The sequence below is a fragment of the Desulfosarcina sp. genome (assembly GCF_055467485.1).
The window spans coordinates 1-16,633 of the sequence record NZ_JBUOIV010000028.1; the positions used below are offsets into that span (position 1 = coordinate 1).

General features: G+C 59.5%; 15 protein-coding genes. 6 read left to right on the top strand and 9 right to left on the bottom strand.

The genetic code is table 11. The features are described 5' to 3' along the window. Positions 1-283 precede the first annotated feature (283 nt). From ACZCED_RS14070 to ACZCED_RS14100, 7 genes are all read right to left on the bottom strand, one after another. Entirely contained in the window at positions 284-1,129 is an 846-nt protein-coding gene (locus ACZCED_RS14070; protein WP_462969624.1) for a sugar phosphate isomerase/epimerase family protein, read from the bottom strand. Positions 1,130-1,270: 141 nt separating this feature from the next. Next, positions 1,271-2,455, bottom strand: a complete 1,185-nt coding sequence (locus ACZCED_RS14075; protein WP_462969623.1) for an inositol-3-phosphate synthase — start codon at positions 2,453-2,455, stop codon at positions 1,271-1,273. 197 nt (positions 2,456-2,652) lie between these two features. Beyond that, the gene (locus ACZCED_RS14080; protein ID WP_464861053.1) at positions 2,653-3,114 is read right to left on the bottom strand and encodes a ferritin family protein; all 462 of its coding nucleotides are present in this window, start codon (positions 3,112-3,114) and stop codon (positions 2,653-2,655) included. A 129-nt stretch (positions 3,115-3,243) separates the two neighbouring features. Beyond that, positions 3,244-4,410, bottom strand: a complete 1,167-nt coding sequence (locus ACZCED_RS14085; protein ID WP_464861054.1) for a histidine kinase dimerization/phospho-acceptor domain-containing protein — start codon at positions 4,408-4,410, stop codon at positions 3,244-3,246. Between the two features lie 12 nt (positions 4,411-4,422). Next, positions 4,423-4,956, bottom strand: a complete 534-nt coding sequence (locus ACZCED_RS14090; RefSeq protein ID WP_464861055.1) for a GAK system XXXCH domain-containing protein — start codon at positions 4,954-4,956, stop codon at positions 4,423-4,425. A 175-nt stretch (positions 4,957-5,131) separates the two neighbouring features. Continuing rightward, on the bottom strand, positions 5,132-5,704 hold the full coding sequence (locus ACZCED_RS14095) for a 2-oxoacid:acceptor oxidoreductase family protein (protein WP_462969619.1): 573 nt from the start codon (positions 5,702-5,704) through the stop codon (positions 5,132-5,134). A 107-nt stretch (positions 5,705-5,811) separates the two neighbouring features. Continuing rightward, the gene (locus ACZCED_RS14100) at positions 5,812-7,629 is read right to left on the bottom strand and encodes a thiamine pyrophosphate-dependent enzyme (protein ID WP_464861056.1); all 1,818 of its coding nucleotides are present in this window, start codon (positions 7,627-7,629) and stop codon (positions 5,812-5,814) included. A gap of 289 nt (positions 7,630-7,918) precedes the next feature. Here ACZCED_RS14100 and ACZCED_RS14105 point away from each other — a divergent pair, with 289 nt between their 5' ends. The 6 genes from ACZCED_RS14105 (at position 7,919) to ACZCED_RS14130 (ending at position 14,761) form a co-directional block, all read left to right on the top strand. After that, on the top strand, positions 7,919-8,785 hold the full coding sequence (locus tag ACZCED_RS14105; RefSeq protein ID WP_462969617.1) for a branched-chain amino acid ABC transporter permease: 867 nt from the start codon (positions 7,919-7,921) through the stop codon (positions 8,783-8,785). Positions 8,786-8,932: 147 nt separating this feature from the next. Further along, the gene (locus ACZCED_RS14110; RefSeq protein ID WP_462969616.1) at positions 8,933-9,928 is read left to right on the top strand and encodes a branched-chain amino acid ABC transporter permease; all 996 of its coding nucleotides are present in this window, start codon (positions 8,933-8,935) and stop codon (positions 9,926-9,928) included. Continuing rightward, entirely contained in the window at positions 9,915-10,679 is a 765-nt protein-coding gene (locus ACZCED_RS14115) for an ABC transporter ATP-binding protein (protein ID WP_462969615.1), read from the top strand. The genes ACZCED_RS14110 and ACZCED_RS14115 overlap by 14 nt, the downstream gene beginning before the upstream one ends. Position 10,680: 1 nt before the next feature. Continuing rightward, positions 10,681-12,786: an ATP-binding cassette domain-containing protein gene (locus ACZCED_RS14120; RefSeq protein ID WP_462969614.1), complete on the top strand. Its 2,106-nt coding sequence runs from the start codon at positions 10,681-10,683 to the stop codon at positions 12,784-12,786. A 252-nt stretch (positions 12,787-13,038) separates the two neighbouring features. Further along, entirely contained in the window at positions 13,039-14,211 is a 1,173-nt protein-coding gene (locus tag ACZCED_RS14125; protein WP_462969613.1) for an ABC transporter substrate-binding protein, read from the top strand. A 193-nt stretch (positions 14,212-14,404) separates the two neighbouring features. Beyond that, a complete protein-coding gene (locus tag ACZCED_RS14130; protein ID WP_462969612.1) occupies positions 14,405-14,761 on the top strand; it encodes a PilZ domain-containing protein in 357 nt (118 codons plus the stop codon). Positions 14,762-14,884: 123 nt separating this feature from the next. Here the strand turns inward: ACZCED_RS14130 and ACZCED_RS14135 are convergent, their stop codons facing one another. Both ACZCED_RS14135 and ACZCED_RS14140 read right to left on the bottom strand, forming a co-directional pair. Beyond that, complete coding sequence (locus tag ACZCED_RS14135) at positions 14,885-15,775, bottom strand: amino acid ABC transporter permease (RefSeq protein ID WP_462969611.1); 891 nt, start codon at positions 15,773-15,775, stop codon at positions 14,885-14,887. Beyond that, the gene (locus tag ACZCED_RS14140; protein ID WP_464861057.1) at positions 15,772-16,596 is read right to left on the bottom strand and encodes a transporter substrate-binding domain-containing protein; all 825 of its coding nucleotides are present in this window, start codon (positions 16,594-16,596) and stop codon (positions 15,772-15,774) included. Before ACZCED_RS14140 ends, ACZCED_RS14135 begins: the two co-directional genes overlap by 4 nt. Positions 16,597-16,633 lie beyond the last annotated feature (37 nt).

Here is a 16,633-nt window from a genome sequence, read left to right on the forward strand (position 1 = left end):
TTTTCTGATAGGCGGTTATTTCCAGATACAATCCTGGCCCGTTTTTCGCTGTGAAATCAACTTATGGAAAGTGATTTGATTTAACAATAGCCAGATCGTACCACACGATTCCCGGCATGACAGGTAGCTGCTATGAAGCTTGAGGCGGGTTAGTACCCGATGAATTTGTATTTCAGGCTATCAGGAAGCAAATTCCAACAAGTCTGAGAAATTTTGACCTATCAGGAGAGGACTTTAACTAATTTCAAGATTTTGGAAAATGGATTGACCTCCGGTTCAACTATTAATCATGCAGGCCCGCCTGCCTCATCAACGGCAGCAGGTGGGCCAGGCTTTCCTTGCCGGCCGCCTCCGGCCGATCGGTGTAGGGGTAAAGCTCCAGGCTCATGTCATACTCGTAACCTGACCGCTTCATGGCGGTGAATACCGACGCAAAGTCGATGGCCCCCAGGCCGGCGATGAGATGATTGTGCTCGCGGGTGGGGGCGATGTCCTCGACGTGAATGTGGCCGACCCAGGGGAAAAGCTCTTCGAAGGCGGCGGCCGGGTCTTCACCGGCGCAGTAGAAGTGGCCGATGTCGAAGTTGATGCCGACGGCCGGTGCCTGGATCTCGGACACGAAGGGCTTGATCTCCGCGGTGCGCTCCATGAGCAGGTTCGGTTCGGGTTCGATGAGCAGCTGCACTCCCAGTTCCTGTGCTTTGGGGATGACCTGGTCCATTCCCTGGTGGAACAGCTGCAGGGCTTTTTTACGGGTCATGCCGTTGGGCAACGGTCCTCCCGGCGGCACCGAGATATTGCGGCATCCGATGCATGCGGCAATTTCCAGGCAGGCCAGGGTGTGGTCCACGCGGATCCGCCGGCGTTCGGCCTCCGGCTCGATCCAGGAGGGCAGGTAGGTGTCGCCCACCGCAAACAGCGTGAAGCTGTTCAGGTTGGTGGGCTTCAGTTTGTTCTGCTCCAGCGAGGTTTTCACCTTCGCCAGCGCGGCTTCGTCATATTCGGGCGGGTAAAGGTGGGGCTGGTCACACATGATCTCCACGCCGGCAAAGCCCAGTCCGGCGATCATGTCAAAGGAATCCAGCAGGGAATAGTTGACGAAGGCGTTGGTGCTGTAACCGAAAACCATGGGGGCGATCCTTTCTACCTGTTGATGGGGCTACCGGAGGGGCGCATACCCGCATAAAAATGATCCCCATGGCGGGCATGGCCCGCTTGGGATCGATCACGTTTCGCCCCATTCCAATTTCTTTCTATTGCGGCAACGTCGTCATCCGTCTCCGTGAGATTGTTCGGCGATGCGGGAGTCGATCCGGGATTCCAGGCTTGCCAGGGCGGCAAGCTGGTCTTCGAAGGTCAACGGCGCGCGCTCACCCACGGGCTTTTTGAAATAAAACCCAAGTTCGGGAACGGGGCCGGCGAATCCGGCGGCGTGGAGGGCGGCTGCCCAGCGGGCCAGGTCCAGGGCCATGGGGGCGGCCAGGATGGAGTCCCGGCCCTGCAAGTTAAGGCGCAGGCTCATGGGCATGCCGAAGATCCCCGTTATGTCGATGACGTCCCAGGCTTCCTTGGCATCACCACGGGGGGGATAGTAGTCGATGTGTACTTTGTGTGCTGACCGGCCGTAGCGTTCACCCACCGAATAGCCGAGGATATCGTCCAATAGACTGGTTTTATTGTTCAGCTTGCCGCAGGCATGGTCCGGGTCCATCAGATTCAGCCCGTCGGCGTTGCCCAGGATGTTGAGGCTGTACCAGCCGTCCACATACAGACCGCGCGCTTTCAGGGCCGAGGCCAGGACCACCTTGAAGTAGGTCTGGCCGGTCTTGCCGTCGCGCCCGGCGATGGGAACGCCCTTGGCCTCGGCAAGGCTGCAAATGGCGGGCAGTTCAACCGTGTTGGGGGTGAAGTTGACCACCGGGATGCCGGCGTCGATGGCCGCGATCATGTAGGCCAGGTCCGGCAGGATACCCGCAGCGGGTTGGCTGAGGAGTTGGTCGACAGCCGTGAATCGGGCCGGATCGGCGATGTCGCAGGTCGCCGGCAGCAGGTTGATCATTACGGGACGGGCATCCGGACAGCGCTCGCGACATTGCCGGATATCCGCCTGCAACTGCTTGACCTGGTCTGCAATAGAGAGCGACGCGTCGGGGGTATTGAAAACAGATAGATGCCCCAGACGGGATTCATAGGGTCGCCACATGCCCTCGGGCAGCACACCGTGACGGGCGATGGCACCGGTGATGTCATCTGCGGACAGGTCCCAACCGGCCATGGCGACGGAGGTACAGTCGCCTAAAAAGGGAAATTTGCCGGCGGTGGTGAGTCCGGGCAGTACCAGTTGGGGATTCTCCTGCATGGCGGCAACGGCCGCCGCCAGGGTGGTGCCGATGGCTCCTTTGGCCCCGGCCACCAGCAGTAACAGTTGAGGGCTTCGATCTGACGGTTTGTCCATGGATAGCGGTATCCCTTATTGACTGGCCTGCGGGCCGGAATTTTTAAACCGTCGTACCATAAAGGGAAGGTCTTCCAAAGTCAAGGCAGCGGGGCCATTTGGCGGATTCCGGAATAATGAGGCTCCACCGGGAAACAAGACGCGGATTGGCGGGCCATTCGTGCGGAGGAAAAGGGATGCCGGCATGCGTGGATGGCTCAGCCCCCTGCCAACATTTCCCGGAACGTTGCCATGTGTTTCTTTTCTTCTGAAATGATCTGTTCCAGTTGATCGGCGATGCCCGTGTCGTCGATGAAAGTTTTCAGAATGTCGTAAAAGGCGATGGTGTCGTCTTCAAATCCAATAAAAGTGCGGATCATTTTATCAGGAGTGTCGATGGTTTCGAAATCGACTTCCTGCAGGGAAAAGGCCTGACCCTTGACCACATCCTCCACCAGGGCCCGGCTCAAATCCGCTATCAGATGGTGATCCTCCCCTCGCGTCAATCGGTTCTTCAACTCGGTAAACCAGCGGGCGTGATCGTGCTCTTCCTGGGCGATCCATGTCAGCAGGGTTTTTAATTCATCATCCGATATATGCCGCCGGGCATCCAGGTAGGTTTTCTCACCGTTTTTTTCCAACCGTATGGCAATATCGAGAATATCCTGGGCGGTAAACATGGGAACACCTCACGTTCGCGTGGGTTTATATCGAGTCGAATGTAATCGATTCTTCGGAAACTATCAAGATGCAACGTCGGCAGGCGAGCGTTTCAGCACCCTGCCGTCTGTGCCCGGGTTGAACCGCTGTTAAAGGTCGGAGGATTTTTCGATATCGATGATTTGGCGGTCAAGATAGGGTTTGGTCTCATAGCGGGTGACATGCATCAGCTTTTTGGTAATCCGCCCCACTTTGGCGACCTGCTCGACGATTTTTTTTAGCTTTTGAACATGGGGGCCATTCTCGGGGCAGTCCATCATTACCAACTCCGCATAGCCGGTGATCGCCATGAGCGGCTGGTTCAAATCATGGCAGACGGCGCCGGCGAGTTCCAGCGCCCCCTGGAGGCGTTCGCTATTACGGGTGGTCTCCCGGAGGGCCGATTCGGCTTGCTTCCGATCGGTCAGATCGTCGAGAATAATCACACAACCGCTGAACTTTTCACTGACATCGAGCATTCGTTTGATCTTGATGGAGAGGTGTCGGCTGCCCATGGCCGTCTCCACCAACCTTTCCATCGTTTTTTCAGCCTTCCCGCTGGCGACGAACCGGTCAATTTCTTTGGAAAGCCATGCCACCGGCGGGTTGATTCGCGTGCTATCGTAATAATCGGCGCCCGGTACCGCGGCACCTCCGAAAAGGGTTGCCCAGGCGTGATTGGTGGTGTCGATGCGGCTGTTTCGATCGAGCACCGCCACCGGTGACTGAAAGCTTTCGAAGATGGTCAGGTATTTGTTTTTTTCGTTGGTGATCGTTCGGTTGGCCCGCTGGAGATCCGCCAGTTGATCATTTTGTTCCGGTGTGCTCCACGCGGAGACCAGACCGATTTCGATGCGGTCGAAAAACCGTTTCAAGGTGAGAGAAAAGCGACTTCCACTTGCCGGATCCGGTGCGTGCTGATCGATCAGGTCCATGTAGCTCTGGCGGTAGTATTTCATCAGCCCAAGGAACATGCCCAGACTGACCCCCCGTTCAAGGTGGCGTTTGGCCGCCAAAATACCGAAGCGGGCCAGGGGGTCGGCGGTGTATTCGCCATCCGGTTCCAGTTCCACATCGGGCATGCCTTTTTCCAGGGCGGCAAGTAAGGGGGCCGAGAGCCCGGCGATGGATTGCCGCCAGGCTTCCCGCAAGGTGGATGTATATTTGGTGTACCCCTGGCGTTTGGCGTAAAAAAGGATTCGGTCAATCAGCCAGTCTTCATTGTCGGCAATCATGGCATGAAGCGTCGCGGCATCTTTGTGGGAATGATTCGCCATGTCTCTGTTTCTCTATTTAAAGGCCCGGTGGCACGCCGTCATGGCTGATCGAATGTCTCGTACCTCGTGCTGAAAATCGGCCAGCCGGGCATCGTCCACAGCCCGCTTCATATTCTGCACGTGGTCCCGATAAACCGCCATCTCTTCGGGCCACTGCTCATGGGACAGGCTTTCGAAATCGGCGGAGTCGCTCAGATACTGCCCGACGATCAGGTTGTCCGGCAGGGTATCCTGGCCGGCGGCTCGGGTCAGGGCCTTGAATGATCGGCCCAACCGTTTTTTGACCGCCTTGAACCGGTCTTCCCAGTCTTTCACGGCCGCTTTTTGCGGTGGCGCATAATCCTCCACCGTCGACCACTTGAACTTGAGGCGGGTCTGCAGGCGTCCCTTCTTTTCGACGATCTTGATCTTGGCCGACACCGCTTCCGGGACCGGCCAGGAGCCGCTTGCGGTTTTAAACTTCCCGTTGCGCAGCTGGCGGGCCATGGCCTCCAGCTGGTCGGCCAGTTCCGCCGGGCTCATTTGCTTTTCCGTTTTATGTTCCATGGGCGTACGCTCCTTCGGCCGGATGGCCGGTCGACGCGTAATGGATGCCCGGAATCGGGCTGCTGACGATCAGAATAGATCAAATCCGGTCTGGTGTAAAGGCAGCGGCGACCGCTGCGGCAGCAACCGGTCAGGTCTTGATGGTGGTGGAAAACGGCCCCCCCCAGTCGGGTTTTCAGCCGGCCGGCGTGCTTTCAGCACCGGCTTTGAGCGCCCGGAGAGACGACTGCCGCCGATGGTTTTTCCCCTTCAGGCGATTTTCCAGAATGGCTTCGACATCGTGTGCGGAACAATATAGCCCATCGCGGCCGCATGTACCGAGACGGGCCTTGGAAAGGGCGAACCCGAGCATGATCAGATTCACGGATCGGGGGTCGTCGATTTCCCGGGCAACTCGGTCTGCATCCAGATAACATCGCGCCGCGGTCGCTTCGGTCACCATTGGCGCAGGTCCGTTGATCACCGCCCATCCCCCCGGCTTGAGATAGCCGCCGTGTTGGTCCAGGCTCTCTGCCTTGAGGGCGATCATGCCGTCGGCGTTTCCCGGGCTGATCAGCGGGCTGGCGAAGTCACCGATCTTGAGATGGGAGATCACCGTGCCGCCCCGTTGGGCCATGCCGTGGGTTTCGGAGGTGAAAACGGGCAGGCCTTTTTGGATGGCCGCTTCGGCCAGCAGCCGGGTGATGAACAACACGCCCTGTCCGCCGACGCCGCTGATTACGATCTGGTATGTTGGTGCTGCTTTCATGACTTTTCTCTTCATTCGGTTTTGGCGCGAAGACTGATGGTTTAAGCAGTCCTGTCCTTTTTTTGCCTGATCCCCAAACCCTAAACCGACCGACAGGGACCCGATACTCAGGCCCTTTGGATCGCCCCCTTGGGGCAGATGTCCAGACACACGCCGCACCCGTTGCATGCCAGGGCGTCCACGGCGGAGCGCTGGCCATCGTCCACGGCCACCAGTGCCGGGCATTCGAAATGCTGATGGCAGAAGCCGCAACCGTCGCAGTCCCCGGTTACCGTGACCTCGATCGGGTCGGCCGCCTTTCCCTGGCGTGCCAGGTCGATGATGCAGGGGTGGCGGGCGATGACCACCGCCGGCCCGTCGCTGCGGCTGAAGGCCACCGCCGCTTTGACCATGGCAATGAACCCGTTGGTATCATAGGGATCGCCGACTTCAAGAAATTTTACCCCACAGCCGTTGACCAGGGTTTCCATATCCACTTTGACCAGGGCTTCCCCTGTGGCGCTCTTGCCCGTTGCGGGGGTGGGTTGGCTGCCGGTCATGGCCGTGGTGCGGTTGTCCAGGATCACCAGCACCATGCCGACATTCTGGTTCACCGCGTCGACGAGGGCGGGCACACCGGCATGGAAAAAGGTGGAATCGCCGATGGTGGCCACGATATCGGGCCGCTTCTCCTGGTATTTGTAGGCATGGTAGAATCCGGCGGCCTGGCTGATGGCTGCGCCCATGCACAGCACCGTATCCACCGCCTTGAGATTGAGCCCCAGAGTATAGCAGCCGATGTCGCTGGTGTAGATGCCGCGCGGCGCCGCTTTCTTGATGGCAAAGAAGCTGGCCCGGTGGGGGCAGCCGGCACACAGGGTCGGTCGCCGGCCGGGCGCCTGGACCAGTGAGGGAATATTGGTTTTTACGCCGGCGAACGCGGCCAGCAGGGCGGTGATCGTTTCGGGCAGGAGTTCGCCCACCCGTGGAACCGCCCCGTTCAATTTGCCTTTGATGCGGCTGCGGTCGGCCAGCTGCATCTCGATGATTGCCGTGGTCTCCTCTAAAATCAGCACTTCGTCATAGGCCTCCTGCAGATGCCGGATGAAGGCCGTGTGCAGCGGAAATGGCTGGCGCACCTGATAAAACGGCAGGTCACCCCACAATTGAAGCGATTTGATGGCCTCTGCCGTGTAAGCGGCGGCCACGCCACAGGCGACCACGGCCCGCTGACCGCTGGCCGCCGGGTTGTGCCGAACGGGCTCGGTGGCCTCGTGGCCGGCGATCCGGGCCAGCTTCTCTTCCAACTCCAGGTGGAGCCGATAGCGGAATTTGGGTGTCGCCGCCCAACGCGTGGGATCTTTCTTGAAATCCGGTTTCACCTGCAATTGGCGGATGGTGCCGGGACGCACATCCTGGCGCGAGTGGCACACACGGGTGGTGGGCCGCAGCATCACCGGGGTGTTAAAGGTTTCGGAGAGGCCATAGGCCATGGTGACCATCTCCTTGGCCTGGCGTGGTGAATCCGGGTCCAGCACGGGAATTTTGGCCATCATGGCCATCATGCGGCTGTCCTGTTCGGTCTGGGACGAATGCGGGCCGGGGTCGTCGGCACTGATGATCACGAAACCGCCGGCCGTTCCCATGTAGGCCGCACTCATCAACGGATCCGACGCCACGTTCAGCCCGACCTGTTTCATGCTGACGGCCGTTCGCAGTCCGGCCTGGCAGCCGGCGTAGGCGATCTCGAAGGCCACCTTTTCGTTCACCGCCCATTGGATGTGCATGTTCAAGTCCAGCGATTTGCTGATCTCGGCCACCGAGGAGAGGATCTCCGAGGAGGGGGTACCCGGATAAGCGGTCGCCATGCCGCACCCGTTTTCAATCAGTCCGCGGGCAATGGCTTCATTACCCATCATGAGTACTTTTTTAACTGCCTGTTTCATACTTTCCTCACATCGATAATGAATTCCGTTGCCGCATGTCGGGGTGGATCATTTGGAAAGATACCATGCTGCTATTACACGTTAATGGATCAATTGTCGAGGGTGGTTGATGGGTGCCATCAGGTGATATGGCTTCGATTTTGCGGAGATCGTGTTGTCTTGCCGACGGATCGCTGATGTGCAGCCTCTGCCAAACCACATTGAGCCGCATTTCCCTACTTGACCTGTGCCCGCGGGTGACGTAGTCTGGGTCACTTTTAACTCAAGATCGTTTCTATGCGGAGGAACAGTGTCCGGTTTTCAGGACCTGCTGCAATTTGTATTTGCCGGTGTGACGAACGGTGCCATTTACGCGCTGATCGCCCTGGGGTTTTGCGTGGTCCACAACACCATCGGCATCGTCAATTTTGCCCAGGTGGATTTTGTCTCTTTGGGCGGCATGTTCCTGTTCACCGGCCTGTTCTGGAGCGGTCTGCCCATGGCGGTTGCCCTGCCCGGTGCCGTGGCCGGCGTCACCCTGGTGGGCATCCTTGTCGAACGCCTGGGCGTCCGGCCATCGCGTTCCAAGAATCACCTGGTACTGATTTTTCTCACCATCGGCATCTCGATCATCCTGCGCGGCGTCATGAAGCTGGTATGGGGAAAAAACCGCATGGCCGTCCCGCCGCTGGCCGGCGAGGAACCCCTGCGCATTGCCGGCGCCGCCATTTTGCCGCAGGCTGTGGCTATTTTGATCATTACCGCCCTGGCCATCGGCCTGCTGGTGTTTTTCTTTCGCGGTACCCGGCTGGGCCTGTGCATGCGCGCCGTGGCCTCCAACCAGACGGCGGCAATGGTGGTGGGCATTCCCGTGGGGCGGGTCAAGGCGGCCAGCTTTGCCTTGGCCGGCGGATTGGGCGGACTGGCCGGTGTGCTGGTGACTCCCATCACTACCCTGAGCTATGACGTGGGCGTTCTGCTGGGGCTCAAGGGCTTTGCCGCCGCCATTTTGGGCGGTTTCGGCTCATTTCCCGGCGCCGTGCTGGGGGGGGTGCTGCTGGGGCTGCTGGAATCCCTGTCGGCCGGATACTGGAGCAGCGCATACAAGGATGTAGCGGCATTCGTGGTGTTGCTGTTGGTTCTTTTTGTGCGACCAAAAGGACTCTTGGGGAGATGATGGGAAAGTGAAAAGAAAGAATTCAGCTTACAGAAACCGGAAGGAAGAGGATGTCGCTGCGCTTCGCTCTTTTGGATTCTGACTCCTGGCTTCTGCCTTCTCTAAGTGATTGTATGCTGATATTGATCAACGCTCTGTTGAACCGCCATGCTAACGATTAGAGACAACATTTTATACTTTATCTATCTGCACCGTACCGGCCTGACCGTTCTGGCCCTGTCCGTGCTGCTGCTGGTCTGGCCGATGATCGAAAGCAATCCTTACCACCTCGGCCTGTCCAACCTGATCGGCATCTACACCATGGTCGTGCTGGGGCTGAACCTGTTCATCGGCTATGCTGGTCAGATCAGCCTGGGCCATGCGGCCTTTTTCGCCATCGGTGCTTACGGGTCGGCCATTGGCACCACCACGTTGGGCGGCCCGGCCTGGCCGGTGATGATCGCCGTGTCCCTGATCGCCGCCGTCATCGCCCTGGCCGTGGGCGTGCCGGCGCTCAAGCTCAGCGGGCATTATCTGGCCATGGCCACCCTGGGATTCAATATCGTGGTCTACACCATCCTGGTCCAGTGGGATGCGGTCACCGGCGGGCCCAGCGGTTTCGCCGGAGTACCGTCCCTGGCCATCGGAACCGTGGTGTTCGACAACGAAATCCACTTTCATTACCTGGTGTGGACCTTTACCATACTGGCTCTGCTGCTGTGCCTCAACCTGGTACGCAGCGGCGTGGGCCGCGGCCTGGCCGCCCTGGCCGAGGATGAAATCGCAGCGTCGGCTTTAGGGGTGGACATCCGCAGCTCAAAAGTTAAGGTGTTCGTTCTCTCGGCGGTGCTGGCTTCCGTGGCCGGCAGCCTGTTCGCCCATTGCTACGCCTTCGTCAGCCCGGACTCGTTCGACATCTTCGTTTCAGTGGATTTCGTGATCATGGTGGTTGTGGGGGGGATGGGCTCCATCTGGGGAACCTTGTTCGGAACGGCGTTTATTACCCTGCTGCCCGAATGGATCGAGGCCTTGGAGACATACAAGGACATCCTCCACGGCCTGATTTTGGTAACCATTCTACTTTTTCTGCCTCAAGGGCTGGTCACGGGGATTGTGGATACGGTGAGAACGCACATTGCATTGAGAAGAGATGTTAGCGCTTAAAAAGGTGAGTAAATGGTTCGGCGGCCTGCCGGCCCTGCAAGATGTCTCCTTCGATATCCCCAGGGGGCGGATCACGGCGCTGATCGGCCCCAATGGCGCCGGGAAGTCCACCCTGATCAACTGTGTCAGTGGGGTGGACCGGGCCGGGGCCGGCGAAATCCTGCTGGAAGATCAGGCCATCCAAACACGGCCGGCCCACAACATCGCCGCCCTGGGCGTGGCGCGTACCTTCCAGAACCTCAAACTGTTTGCCCGGTTGAGCGTGCTGGACAATGTCCTGACAGGGCTGACGGTGAGGGCCGAGCGATCCTTCGCCCTTTCCATGCTGCGGCTGCCGGCTTTGCGCAACCAGGAGCGGCAGCTGCGCCTCAAGGCCCTGGAGGCCCTGGACGACTTCGGCCTGGCGGAAAGGGCTCATTGGCCGGCCGCAGCCCTCTCCTACGGGGAGAGGAAGCGGGTGGAGATGGCCCGGGCGTTCGTGGGCGATCCCCGGCTGGTGCTGTTGGACGAACCGGTGGCCGGGCTGAACACGGACGAAACGGCACAGATTGCGCGCCACATTCGACGGCAGCGCAACGCCGGCTACACGATGCTGCTGGTGGAGCACGACATGGAACTGGTAATGGACGTGGCCGACCAGGTGGTGGTCCTGGACAGCGGTCGCTGCATTGCTTGTGGAAAGCCGGAGGAGGTCCGCAGCAACCCCTTGGTTCTGGAGGCCTACCTGGGTCGCATGGAGGCCACGGCCTGATATGAGCGGATCCCCTTTGCTGGCCATCGAGCAGTTGACCGCCCATTACGGGGCCGCCCAGGCCCTGTTCGGTGTGGATTTGAGCATCGATCCGGGGGAGACCGTTGCCCTCGTGGGTGCCAACGGCGCCGGTAAATCGACCCTGTTGAAGTGCATCATGGGCCTCATCAAACCCTCGGCAGGGGAGGTGTGCCTGGCGGGTCGCCCTGTTACCGGCAACTCGCCGGTGCAGATGGTTCGCCAGGGCCTGGCGCTGACGCCTGAGGGGCGTGAGGTTTTCCCGCAGCTGACCGTGGCGGAAAACCTGCAGCTGGGTGCGGTTGCATTGAAGACCGGACGAAAGGAAGTCGCCCGGCGCATGCGGGCGGTATACGATCGCTTCGGCCGTTTGGCCGAGCGGCGCGACCAGGCGGCAGGGACCCTGTCCGGCGGCGAGCAGCAGATGCTGGCCATGGGCCGTGCGTTGATGGCCCGGCCCCGCCTGCTGCTGCTTGATGAACCCAGCCTGGGGCTGGCGCCCTTGATCACCGATGAGATATTTGCCATTGTTCACCAATTGGCCCGCTCCGGTGTGACCATCCTGCTGGTGGAACAAAACGCGGCCCGCGCGCTCTCGGCCTCCCACAAGGCCTTTTTGATGGCCGGCGGCCGCATCGTCCAGCAGGGAAGCAGTCAGGATCTGCTCGTCGACCCACGGCTGCGCGCCGCTTTTCTGGGTGCCGCCAGCCAAGAGAAACCCGCGGCCAGCCGGCTGGGTGCCGCCGGTCTGACCAACATCCGTTTGGAGAAACCCGACATGCATCACCACACATTCATGCCCGATTTTAGCGATGAACAGGACTTGGCCGCCCACCAGCTCAAGGGGTTGCAGTGGACCGTGCGCCATGCCTATGAAGGTTCCAGCTTTTACCGCCAGCGTCTGGAATCGGCCGGCGTCGATCCCGCGTCCATCCGGAGCCTGGACGATCTCAGGCGGATGCCCTTCACCACCGCCGACGATTTGCGCGAGTTCTATCCGTTTCCCCTGCGTGCGGTTCCCTTTGAGCAGATCGTGCGCATCCACGCCAGTTCAGGCACCACAGGCAAGCGTAAAATCATCGGCTACACCCAGAAAGACCTGGACGACTGGATTCACTTCTTTGCACGCTGCTACGAAATGGCCGGCGTCACCCCCCTGGACCGTGTCCAGATCGCCGTGGGCTATGGTATCTGGACGGCCGGTATGGGCTTCCAGCTGGGGTGCGAGAAGGTCGGCGCCATGGCCGTCCCGGTGGGGCCCGGCAACGTCGACATGCACCTGCAGTTCATGCAGGATGTCCGCTCGACGGTTTTCTGCAGCACCGCCTCCATGGCCCTGCTCATGGCTGAAGAGATCCATCGCCGCGGCATCGCCGATCGAATAAATATCCGCAAGATCATCTACGGCTCCGAGCGCAGCTCACGGTCCATGCGCCGCAAAATCTCCGAACTTTTCGGCGGTGCCGAGCTCTTCGACATCACCGGCCTCACCGAGCTTTACGGCCCCGGCACCGGCATCGAGTGCGCCGATCATGACTGCATCCACTACTGGGGCGACTATTACATCTTGGAAATCATCGACCCGGAAACCCTTCAGCCCCTGCCGGACGGTGAGTGGGGCGAAATGGTGGTCACCACCTTGAGCAAGGAAGCGGCGCCGCTGATCCGCTACCGCACCCGGGACATCACGCGCATCATTTCCGGCAGATGCACCTGCGGGTCGGTTATGCCCCGTCACTCGCGCATCAAGGGCCGCAGCGACGACACCATCAAATTCCGGGGCGTCAACATCTACCCCTCGACCATCGATACCATTCTCTCGGCGATTCCCGGGCTGGGCTCCGAATACCAGATCGTCCTGACCCGCGACGGGGCAACCGGCAAGGACTACATGAAGCTGGTCATCGAAAGGGGGCAGGCCGTGGATGCCGGCAGGACGGCGGAATTGGTTCACGAAACCGTCTACCAGATCAAAAGGCAGCTGATGGTATCCGTCGACGTCGAGCTGGCGGACTATTGCCAGCTGCCCCGCACCGAGCGCAAGAGCCAGCGGGTGTTTGATACAAGAATCACGGACGAAATCGTCTGATGTATGTTCCTAAATGGCATCTTGTGGTCCAGATCGGCGTTCTCACATGTTTCAGATCCTCGACGTAGCGCTGCTACGCCTCCGGTCTGAAACATGCTGCGGCCTTGATCTGAACCGCAACCTACCCTTTATGAACACACATCGGTTCAGCTTGAATCAAAACTATCAATATAGAGGAACGGACCTATTTCAAGGAAGAGGATTGTCGGCAAACAACGCCACAAAAACTGAATCACAGAGAAGGAGGAGAAGATGAAACGGATAAATCGATTGGCGGCCGTGGTCGTCGCGACCATGCTGGTGGTTGCCGGTAGCAGCGCTGCAGCCCAAGAACCTATCAAAATCGGGGCATTTTTCGACCTGTCCGGTCCGGCGGCTTTCATCGGTACGCCCACCAAGCTGGTGGCCGACATGGTGGTGGACAAGATCAACAAGGAGGGCGGCGTCAACGGCCAGCCCATCGAGCTGATCGTCGGCGACACCGAGGGGGATCCGGCCAAGGCCGTCAACATTGCCAAGAAGTTCATCTACAAGGACAAGGTGGCCGCCATTATCGGGCCCACACGAACCGGTACCGGCATGGCGGTCAAGAAGATCATCCATGAGGGCAAGATTCCGGCTTTCATGACCGTAGGCGGCGACCCGGTGATCATGGGGGGAGAGAAGCTGGGCCCCTTCGACTGGGTGTTCAAGTCGCCCCAGCGGTCCTCGGTGGCCGTCAAGCGACTCTACATGTACCTCAAAGAAAAGGGGCTTACCAAGATCGCCCTGCTGACCGCCTCCGACGGGTTCGGCAAGGACGGCGTGCGCTGGCTGACCAAGCTGGCCCCCGATTTCGGCATCGAGGTGGTGGCCCAAGAGGCCTTCGGCCCCAAAGACACCGACATGACCGCCCAGTTGACCAATGCCAAGAACGCCGGGCCCCAGGCCCTGGTGGTCTGGACCATCGGCCCGGCCGGATCCATCGTTTCGAAGAACAAATCCCAGCTGGGCATCGACCTGCCCCTGTTCCAGTGCCACGGCCTGCCCGATCCCAAGTACATCGAACTGGCCGGCAAGGCCTCAGAGGGTGACCGCATGCCGGCCACGAAATTGATGGTGGTGGATGCGCTGCCCGACAGCGATCCCCAGAAGCCGGTCATCAATGAATTCATCCGGCTCTACACGGATGGTTACGGTTACGACAAGCAGTTTCCGATCAATACGCATTCCGGTTATGCCTGGGATGCCATCATGATTGTCGCCAACGCCATGAAAAAGGCCGGCACCCAGGCCGGCGACCTGCGCGCAGCCATCGAACAGACCAACGGCTATGTGGGCGTCTCCGGCGTCTACAACCTCACCCCGGAGGATCACAATGGCCTGGATGTGGACTCCATGGTGATCGTGCAGGTCAAGGGCGGCAAATTCGTCATGGCGGATTAGTGCCCGGCCGGAACCGGTTTTTTCGCACCCTGCCAATAGTCGGTGCCGAGTTTCAACGCCCATAGCTGATAGCGGATGCCTGGGGGTTGACGCTCGGCACCATCAAGGCCTTGAACCGCGATCCCGTTATCGTAACACCGTCCATATGACGTTTTAACGACCGTTCACCCAATTTTGGTTAAAGTGAGTTTTCATGTCTGAAGAAAAAAGACGCTCCGATCGCATATTCTCCGATATGCCTGCGGAAATTACCGTGGCCGATACCCGCTATACCGTTCAGCAGATCCTCAATCTCAGCGTGGGCGGCTGCCTGTTGGAGGTCGAGGACAGTTTGCCGGTAGGGGCTGAATGCACAGTAACCATCCTGATTGACGGAACCCCGCAGGGCTTGCACGTTGATGCGGATGGCGAGATCGTTCGCAGCGATGCAGAAACCGTCGGCATCAAGTTTACACAAATGGGTCCGGACAGCCGCTTTCATCTGCAGAACATCGTCAGGTACAGCCTGCCGATTCTGAAATGTAATCCTGCTGGCCGGTCCCGCCCCTGAAGGCTTTTTCCCGTTTGGATCTCTCCGGGCGGGACGCCTGCCCAACCGGTCAGGCTGCCCCGCCAATGGGATCCGCCTCCCTTCTCCGCGGCTCGTAGAATCAACCGACGCGGTTGCGATCCGTCAGGCGGGTCGAGTCTCTTTTTTCAGGTGCAGCTCAAACCGTTCCACCAGCAGGGAGCAGGCCAGGCAGATGACGAAGTAGATCGCCAGGATCGTAATCCATACCTCGAAGGTGAGAAAGGTGGCGGCCATGAGTTCCATGCCCTGGAAGGTCAGTTCCTGGATGGAGATCACCGAGACGATGGCCGAATCCTTGATCGTGGAGATGAACTGGCCGGCCAGGGGCGGCATCACCCGGCGCAGGGCCTGGGGGAAAATGATATGGCGCAACTGCTGGGTGCGGGTGAAGCCCAGTCCGGACGATGCCTCCCACTGGCCCTTGTCGATGGATTGGATGCCGGCCCGGATGATTTCGGTGATGTATGCCCCTTCGTAAACCGCCAGGGCCACGGTGCCGGAGATGAAAATGGGCACCCGGGCGGGCTCGGCAACGAGCAGCCGTAAGATGCCGGACAGCGGGCCGGTGTCCAGGAATGTCGCCCGGCTGATGCCGATGGCGGGCAGGAGGCGGTCCCCGATAAAATAGTAGAAGATAAAGATCCACACCAGCACCGGGATGTTGCGGATCAGCTCCACGTACCCGCTTCCGATCATGCGGCGGTAGCGGCTGCAACTGGTCCTGAACAGCCCCATGACGGTGCCGATGATCAGGGCCAGTATCGTGGCCCAGACGCTCAGGCGCAGGGTAACCAGCACCCCCTGGAGGATCAGGCCGGGCACCCAGCGGCCGCTGGGTGCATCCAGGCGCAGCAGGTATTGGGGAACGGCCTGCCAATTCCATCTGTACTGGACCTGCACGGTGGCCTGGTAGAGCAGCCACACCCCTGCGGCCCCGACCCCGGCCAGCAGGATCAGGTCCGTGGCGGTGATTCTGATTTTCTTAACGATCACTGAATCTGAGATTCCCAGTCTTTGGTTTCAAACCAGTAGGTTTTGCGTTCTTTCAGCCAGCCCTCGGCATTTACGTAGCCTATCCAGTTATTGAAATAGTTCAAGGTGTCCACATCACCCTTCCGCACGGCAAACCCGATGGGTTCCCGGGTAAACGTGCCGTCAATGGGCAGAAAGAGCTTGTCCGGGTACTTGATGGCCTGGAAGGCGGGTGTGGGGGCCGAACCGACCACGGCATGTACGCGTCCGTTGATCACTTCCTGGTAAGCCTGGGCCTCGTCGTCGAACATGCGGATTTCCGCGTTGGGCAGGTATTTTTTGGTGGCGGTGACCGCGGTGGAGCCCAGGCGGGCCGCAATAACGATACCGGGTTTGTTGAATGCCTCGATGCCCGTCATGCCGGCGGCCATCTTCTTGCTGGCAACCATGGACATGCCCGTAAAATCATAGGGGTCGGTGAAATTGACTTTCAGGTTGCGGCTGGGCAGAATGCCCATGCCGCCGATAATGACGTCGAATTTACCGGTGAGCAGCGCCGGGATGATACCGGACCATTTGGTGGGAACGAATTCGACCTTGACGCCCATGTCTTCGGCGAGGCGGGTGGCCACGTCGATTTCGAAACCGATCAGTTTGCCGGTTTTGTCTTTCATGGCCCAGGGCACGAAAGTGGACATGCCCACCCGCAGCGCCCCGCGCTGGATGACCTGCTCCACGACACTGTCCTGGCTGTCGGCGGCCATCGCGCCAGGTATGCCGGTCAGGGCGACAACCAGGATGGCCAGTATGATCATACGGGTCATACGTGTCACGATTCTCATGAATAGTCTCCTTTCTTTGATTAAAATGATATTCAGG

Coding starts and splice junctions, on each gene's coding strand:
- ACZCED_RS14070 (WP_462969624.1), bottom strand. CDS start 1,129: ATGGTTTTCGGTTACAGCACCAACGCCTTCGTCAACTATTCCCTGCTG.
- ACZCED_RS14075 (WP_462969623.1), bottom strand. CDS start 2,455: ATGGACAAACCGTCAGATCGAAGCCCTCAACTGTTACTGCTGGTGGCC.
- ACZCED_RS14080 (WP_464861053.1), bottom strand. CDS start 3,114: ATGTTTACCGCCCAGGATATTCTCGATATTGCCATACGGTTGGAAAAA.
- ACZCED_RS14085 (WP_464861054.1), bottom strand. CDS start 4,410: ATGGCGAATCATTCCCACAAAGATGCCGCGACGCTTCATGCCATGATT.
- ACZCED_RS14090 (WP_464861055.1), bottom strand. CDS start 4,956: ATGGAACATAAAACGGAAAAGCAAATGAGCCCGGCGGAACTGGCCGAC.
- ACZCED_RS14095 (WP_462969619.1), bottom strand. CDS start 5,704: ATGAAAGCAGCACCAACATACCAGATCGTAATCAGCGGCGTCGGCGGA.
- ACZCED_RS14100 (WP_464861056.1), bottom strand. CDS start 7,629: ATGAAACAGGCAGTTAAAAAAGTACTCATGATGGGTAATGAAGCCATT.
- ACZCED_RS14110 (WP_462969616.1), top strand. CDS start 8,933: ATGCTAACGATTAGAGACAACATTTTATACTTTATCTATCTGCACCGT.
- ACZCED_RS14115 (WP_462969615.1), top strand. CDS start 9,915: ATGTTAGCGCTTAAAAAGGTGAGTAAATGGTTCGGCGGCCTGCCGGCC.
- ACZCED_RS14120 (WP_462969614.1), top strand. CDS start 10,681: ATGAGCGGATCCCCTTTGCTGGCCATCGAGCAGTTGACCGCCCATTAC.
- ACZCED_RS14125 (WP_462969613.1), top strand. CDS start 13,039: ATGAAACGGATAAATCGATTGGCGGCCGTGGTCGTCGCGACCATGCTG.
- ACZCED_RS14130 (WP_462969612.1), top strand. CDS start 14,405: ATGTCTGAAGAAAAAAGACGCTCCGATCGCATATTCTCCGATATGCCT.
- ACZCED_RS14140 (WP_464861057.1), bottom strand. CDS start 16,596: ATGAGAATCGTGACACGTATGACCCGTATGATCATACTGGCCATCCTG.